This window comes from Streptomyces sp. NPDC057486, assembly GCF_042802415.1.
Classification (GTDB): Bacteria; Actinomycetota; Actinomycetes; order Streptomycetales; family Streptomycetaceae; genus Streptomyces; species Streptomyces yanii.
In genome coordinates this window covers 1-6,373 of record NZ_JBHVEE010000247.1, presented here as the reverse complement: position 1 = coordinate 6,373, position 6,373 = coordinate 1, and the positions used below count along the sequence as shown (strand labels likewise).

The 6,373-nt window shown below is 66.0% G+C and carries 5 protein-coding genes; all 5 read left to right on the top strand.

Going from position 1 to position 6,373, the window contains the following annotated elements; translation table 11 throughout:
- Nucleotides 1-170 precede the first annotated feature (170 nt).
- Nucleotides 171-1,103 (top strand): ABC transporter permease, encoded by a 933-nt coding sequence (locus tag ACFU6I_RS47370; RefSeq protein ID WP_384380468.1) that lies wholly within the window; start codon nucleotides 171-173, stop codon nucleotides 1,101-1,103.
- A complete protein-coding gene (locus ACFU6I_RS47365; protein ID WP_384036837.1) occupies nucleotides 1,096-2,040 on the top strand; it encodes an ABC transporter permease in 945 nt (314 codons plus the stop codon). The genes ACFU6I_RS47370 and ACFU6I_RS47365 overlap by 8 nt, the downstream gene beginning before the upstream one ends.
- Nucleotides 2,041-2,051: 11 nt before the next feature.
- Nucleotides 2,052-3,110 (top strand): ABC transporter ATP-binding protein, encoded by a 1,059-nt coding sequence (locus ACFU6I_RS47360; protein ID WP_384380466.1) that lies wholly within the window; start codon nucleotides 2,052-2,054, stop codon nucleotides 3,108-3,110.
- Nucleotides 3,103-4,245: a dipeptide ABC transporter ATP-binding protein gene (locus ACFU6I_RS47355; protein ID WP_345510556.1), complete on the top strand. Its 1,143-nt coding sequence runs from the start codon at nucleotides 3,103-3,105 to the stop codon at nucleotides 4,243-4,245. The genes ACFU6I_RS47360 and ACFU6I_RS47355 overlap by 8 nt, the downstream gene beginning before the upstream one ends.
- A gap of 452 nt (nucleotides 4,246-4,697) precedes the next feature.
- Nucleotides 4,698-6,332 carry an ABC transporter substrate-binding protein gene (locus ACFU6I_RS47350; protein WP_384380463.1) on the top strand — a complete coding sequence of 545 codons (1,635 nt, stop codon included), beginning with the start codon at nucleotides 4,698-4,700 and terminating at the stop codon, nucleotides 6,330-6,332.
- The last annotated feature ends 41 nt before the right edge of the window (nucleotides 6,333-6,373 follow it).

Sequence of the window (6,373 nt, the reverse complement as noted above, 5' to 3'; positions counted from 1 at the left end):
TAACCGACGACGTAGTCCGCGGGCCGGTGCGGGACCGACACTGACATCGGTCCCACACCATCCTGCACGCCGTGGCCGGGGGGCCCTCCCACGACGTCGACGCCCTTACGAGGGGTCGATGACGGGGGAGGGCCCGTCGGCTGCTGCTTGCCTATTTACATGGAGGCATGATGGGGCGCTATGTCGCACGACGACTGCTCCAGATGATCCCGGTCTTCATCGGGACAACTCTGCTGATCTTCCTGATGGTCTACACCCTGCCCGGCGACCCCGTGCGGGGACTCTTCGGGGACAAGGGTGCCGACCCTGCCACCCTGGCCGCCATGCGGCACCAACTGGGGCTGGACCAACCGATCCTGCAGCAGTACTGGAATTACATGTCGGGCATTGTCCTGCATGGTGATTTCGGCACTCAGATAGCCAGCGGTCGCCCGGTCACGGACGTACTCGGTGACGCGTTCCCCGTCACCCTGCGACTGGCCGCCATGGCGTTCCTCATCGAGATCGTTCTCGGTATCGGCCTCGGCATGGTCGCCGGGCTGCGCGCCGGCCGCCTCGCGGACAACGTGATCCTGGTCTTCACCCTGCTGATCATCTCGATCCCGGTCTTCGTTCTCGGCTTCATCATCAAGTCGGTGTTCGCGTTCCAGCTCGACTGGATCGCGCCGAACGTCTCGAACGAGGCGACGTGGGGCGAGCTGATAGCACCGGCCGTCGTGCTCGGGTCGCTCTCCCTCGCCTACGTGGCGCGACTGACGCGTACGACGATGGCCGAGAACCTGCGCTCGGACTACATGCGTACCGCCGTGGCCAAGGGACTTCCCAAGCGCCGCATCATCGGTGTGCACCTGATGCGCAACTCGCTGATCCCCGTCATCACCTTCCTCGGAACCGACCTGGGTGCCCTGATGGGCGGCGCGGTCGTGACCGAAGGCCTGTTCAACGTGAAGGGCATCGGCGGCACCATCTACGAGTCGATCGTCCGACGCGAGGGCACCACCCTGGTCGGCCTGGTCACCATCCTGGTGCTCGTCTACCTCTTCATGAGCCTGCTCGTCGACCTGCTGTACGCGGTCCTGGACCCGAGGATCCGTTATGCCTGACGCGATCAAGACCGCACCCGCGACCGAAGACCCGAAGAACGCAGCCGCGGAGCCGGCGACCGTGAAGGCGGAGAAGGCCCGCAGCCTCTGGGGCGACGCCTGGATCGACCTGCGCTCCAACTGGTACTTCATCATCTCGTCCGTCCTCATCGTGATCCTGCTCGTGATGACGGCGTTCCCGGGCCTCTTCACCGGCGCCTCGCCGACCAGGGGCGACCTGGTGCACCACTTCCTGAGCAAGCCCGAACTCGGCAAGGTCGGATCGCCCGAGTGGCTGGGTTACGACCTTCAGGGCCGAAGTGTCTACGCGCGTGTCATCTACGGCACCCGGGCCTCGGTGATCGTCGGTATCTCCGTCACCGCGGTGGTGACCGTGTTCGGTGGCCTGATCGGCATGGTGGGCGGCTACTTCGGCGGCTGGGTCGACGCCCTCCTGTCCGGGTTCACCAACATCTTCCTCGGACTGCCCTTCCTGCTCGGCAGCATGGTGGTCCTGCAGGCGTTCAGCGACCGCACCGTCTGGGTCGTGATCCTCGCCCTCGCGTTCCTCGGCTGGACACAGATCGCGCGAGTCATGCGCGGTGCCGTGATCACGATCAAGCAGTCGGACTACGTCCAGGCCGCCAGGGCCCTGGGTGCGAGCACGCCCCGGATCCTGTTCAAGCACATCCTGCCGAACGCCATGGCCCCGGTGATCGTCGTCGCGACCATCTCGCTGGGTGTGTACATCTCGGCCGAGGCGACCCTGTCCTACCTGGGGCTGGGTCTTGCCGACCCGACGATCTCGTGGGGCATCGACATCTCCGGCGGCCTCAGCCAGATCCGCGTCGCACAGCATGTCCTGCTGTACCCGTCGATCATGCTCAGCATCACCGTTCTGGCGTTCATCATGCTCGGCGAAGCCGTCCGCAACGCCCTCGATCCGAAGTCGCGATAAGGAGGGCGTACGTGACTACCATCGACAAGACCCCCGAAGTCCCGTCCCCGCGCTCGGGTGACGACCACGTCGGCCCGCTGCTCGACGTCCGTGACCTGCATGTGGAGTTCCACACCCGCGACGGTGTGGTCAAGGCCGTCAACGGCGTGAACTACAGCGTGAACGCAGGGGAGACGCTCGCCGTTCTCGGCGAGTCCGGCTCCGGCAAGTCCGTGACGGCGCAGGCCATCATGGGCATCCTCGACATGCCGCCGGGCAAGATCCCCCAGGGGGAGATCCTCTTCCGCGGCCAGGACATGCTGAAGATGTCCTACGAGGAGCGTCGGCAGATCCGTGGCCAGAAGATCGCGATGATCTTCCAGGACGCGCTCTCCTCGCTGAACCCCGTGCTCACCGTCGGCTACCAGCTCGGCGAGATGTTCCGGGTCCACCAGGGCATGTCCAAGAAGGACGCGACGGCCAAGGCCATCGATCTGATGGACCAGGTCAAGATCCCGGCCGCCAAGGCCCGGGTCTCGGACTACCCGCACCAGTTCTCCGGCGGTATGCGCCAGCGCATCATGATCGCCATGGCGCTGGCCCTGGAGCCGGACCTGATCATCGCGGACGAGCCGACCACCGCGCTCGACGTGACCGTGCAGGCCCAGGTGATGGACCTCCTCGCCGAGCTCCAGCGCGAGTACAACATGGGTCTCATCCTGATCACGCACGACCTCGGTGTCGTCGCCGACGTCGCGGACAAGATCGCCGTGATGTACGCGGGCCGGATCGTCGAGACCTCCCCGGTCCACGAGATCTACAAGCGCCCGGCACACCCGTACACCAAGGGTCTGCTGGAGTCGATCCCGCGGCTGGACCAGAAGGGCCAGGAGCTCTTCGCGATCAAGGGGCTGCCGCCCAACCTGCTGCACGTGCCCTCGGGTTGTGCCTTCAACCCGCGCTGCACGATGGCGCAGGACATCTGCCGTACGGACATTCCGGCCCTGCGCCCGGTGACCGAGCAGGACGGCATCGAGCTGGTCGGCCGCGGCAGCGCCTGCCACTTCTGGAAGGAGACGATCCATGGCTGACATCAACAAGGAGCCCGTGGACGCCACCCCGAACGTCACCGAAGTGGAGACGGTCGACGCGGCCACCGAGGCGGAGGCCGTTGCCGCCATCGAGGCGCCGGTGTCGAAGGGCGAACCGATCCTTCAGGTCCGCAACCTGGTCAAGCACTTCCCGTTGACCCAGGGCATCCTGTTCAAGAAGCAGGTCGGTGCGGTCAAGGCCGTGGACGGCGTCTCGTTCGACCTGTACCAGGGCGAGACACTCGGCATCGTGGGTGAGTCCGGCTGTGGCAAGTCCACGGTCGCCAAGCTCCTGATGACGCTGGAGCGGGCCACCGCCGGTGAGGTCTTCTTCAAGGGCCAGGACATCACCAAGCTGTCCGGTCGCGCGCTCAAGGCCGTGCGCCGCAACATCCAGATGGTGTTCCAGGACCCGTACACCTCGCTGAACCCCCGTATGACGGTCGGCGACATCATCGGGGAGACCTTCGAGATCCATCCCGAGGTGGCCCCGAAGGGTGACCGGCGCCGCAAGGTGCAGGACCTCCTGGATGTCGTGGGTCTCAACCCGGAGTACATCAACCGTTATCCGCACCAGTTCTCCGGCGGTCAGCGCCAGCGCATCGGCATCGCCCGCGGTCTCGCGCTCAACCCGGAGATCATCATCTGCGACGAGCCGGTCTCCGCGCTCGACGTGTCGGTGCAGGCACAGGTCATCAACCTGATGGAGAAGCTGCAGGACGAGTTCAACCTCTCCTACCTCTTCATCGCGCACGACCTGTCGATCGTCCGGCACATCTCCGACCGGGTCGGCGTCATGTACCTCGGCAAGATTGCCGAGATCGGTACGGACACGGAGATCTACGACCACCCGACGCACCCCTACACCCAGGCGCTGCTGTCGGCGGTCCCGGTTCCGGACCCGGAGGCCCGTGAGCGCCGCGAGCGGATCATCCTCAGCGGTGACGTCCCGTCGCCGGCGAACCCGCCGTCGGGCTGCCGCTTCCGCACCCGCTGCTGGAAGGCCGAGGACAAGTGCGCCACGGAGGTGCCGCTGCTGGCGATCCCCGAGCGCTTCAAGTCCTCGGACACCCCGGCCGCGCATGAGTCGGCCTGCCACTTCGCCGAGGAGAAGGACGTCGTCGGCGCGGCGTGACCCTGCCTCGACAGGCATACACCGACAGGGCGCCCGGAACACGGTTCCGGGCGCCCTGTCGTGTGCCCGCACAGTCACTCCGGGCGGTCCCGGTGGGCGTATGCCCGCGGGACGTCCGGGGCGGTACCGGAAGCTCCGGACAGTGGCGGGCCGTCAGAGGCTGTCACGGCCGCCCGTCACCTGTACCGGCGGCGGTGCTTCGCTCACGTACCCGTCCGTGGTCCTTCAGCAGCGGGCACGGCGGACAGGGCCGCCGTGCACGGGCGGCGCGGGTTGCCCCTGATCGGATCGCGGGTCCGTGTCCGATCCCTGGTGTGTCTCCTTCGTTGCGCGGGGGCATCCGGCCGTTCCGGTGACGGGGTACCACGGGCGGCCGTAGTGCTGATGCGTTGATCTGTTGATGAGGTGATATTTGGCTCTAAGCGTGATGAGGACCGATAAGGAGGCTTTCCATGCGCGGAGCCACACAAGCCAAGTGGGCCGCTTGCGCAGTTGCCGTTGCCCTGACGGCGACGGCCTGCGGCGGCGGGGGCGGGGGCGGCGGTGGTGGCGGTGGCGCCAATGGGATTGTGAGCTCTTCCTGGGGTGACCCGCAGAACCCGCTCGAGCCCGCCAACACCAACGAGGTGCAGGGCGGCAAAGTCCTCGACATGGTCTTCCGGGGGCTGAAGAAGTACGACCCGAAGACCGGTGCGGCCACGAACATGCTGGCCGAAAAGATCGAGTCCACCGACTCGCAGAACTTCACCATCACTCTGAAGGACGGCTGGACCTTCAGCAACGGCGAGAAGGTCACGGCGCACTCGTTCGTGGACGCCTGGAACTACGGCGCCCTGCTGAAGAACAATCAGAAGAACGCCTATTTCTTCGGCTACATCGACGGCTACGACAAGGTCCACCCGAACACCGGCAGTGCCTCCGCGACCACGCTCTCCGGCCTCAAGGTCGTCGACCCGAAGACCTTCACGGTCAAGCTGTCGCAGAAGTTCTCGCTCTGGCCGGACACGCTCGGCTACCCGGCCTTCGCACCCCTGCCGAAGGCCTTCTTCACCGATCACGCCGCCTGGGTGTCCAAGCCCATCGGCAACGGCCCGTACACCATCGAGAACTACACCAAGGGCTCCTCGATGAGCCTGCGCAAGTGGGACGGTTACCCCGGGGACGACAAGGCGCAGAACGGCGGCATCGACCTCAAGGTCTACACGGACAGCAACACCGCCTACACCGACCTGGTCGCGGGCAACCTCGACCTCGTCGACGACGTGCCGGCCGCGCAGCTGAAGAACGTCAAGGCGGACCTCGGCGACCGCTACATCAACACCCCGGCCGGCATCATCCAGACGATCGCCTTCCCCTTCTACGACAAGAGGTGGGACACCCCCGGAGGCATCAAGGTCCGGCGGGGCCTGTCGATGGCGATCAACCGGGACCAGATCACCAGCCAGATCTTCCGGAATACCCGCACCCCCGCCTCCGACTGGACCTCCCCGGTCCTCGGCGAGGAGGGCGGCTTCAAGAAGGGGCTCTGCGGTGCCCCGTGCGAGTACAACGCGGCGGACGCCAAGAAACTGGTCCAGGAGGGCGGCGGGATCCCCGGCGGCCAGCTGAAGATCTCGTACAACGCGGACACCGGCTCGCACAAGGAGTGGGTCGACGCCGTCTGCAACAGCATCAACAACGCGCTGGGCAACAACAAGGCCTGCGTCGGCGCCCCGATCGGCACCTTCGCCGACTTCCGCAGCCAGGTCTCCCAGCAGAAGCTGATCGGACCGTGGCGCGCGGGCTGGCAGATGGACTATCCGCTGATCCAGAACTTCCTGCAGCCGACCTACTACACCAACGCCTCGTCCAATGACGGCAAGTGGAGCAACAAGCAGTTCGACTCCTTGATCGACAAGGCCAACGCCGAGTCCGACAAGGCCAAGGCCGTCGCCACGTTCCAGGACGCGGAGAGGGTCCTCGCCGAACAGATGCCCGTCATCCCGCTCTGGTACCAGAACGGCAGCGCCGGTTACTCGGACCGGATCACCAACGTCGCGCTGAACCAGTTCAGCGTCCCGGTGTACGAGCAGATCAAGGTCAAGTAGGACCCGGAAGCCGGGTGGCCGGTGCACACCCCGCACCGGCC

Excerpts from the sequence above, each read along its gene's own strand:
- ACFU6I_RS47370 (WP_384380468.1), top strand. The coding sequence starts at position 171 with ATGGGGCGCTATGTCGCACGACGACTGCTCCAGATGATCCCGGTCTTC.
- ACFU6I_RS47365 (WP_384036837.1), top strand. The coding sequence starts at position 1,096 with ATGCCTGACGCGATCAAGACCGCACCCGCGACCGAAGACCCGAAGAAC.
- ACFU6I_RS47355 (WP_345510556.1), top strand. The coding sequence starts at position 3,103 with ATGGCTGACATCAACAAGGAGCCCGTGGACGCCACCCCGAACGTCACC.
- ACFU6I_RS47350 (WP_384380463.1), top strand. The coding sequence starts at position 4,698 with ATGCGCGGAGCCACACAAGCCAAGTGGGCCGCTTGCGCAGTTGCCGTT.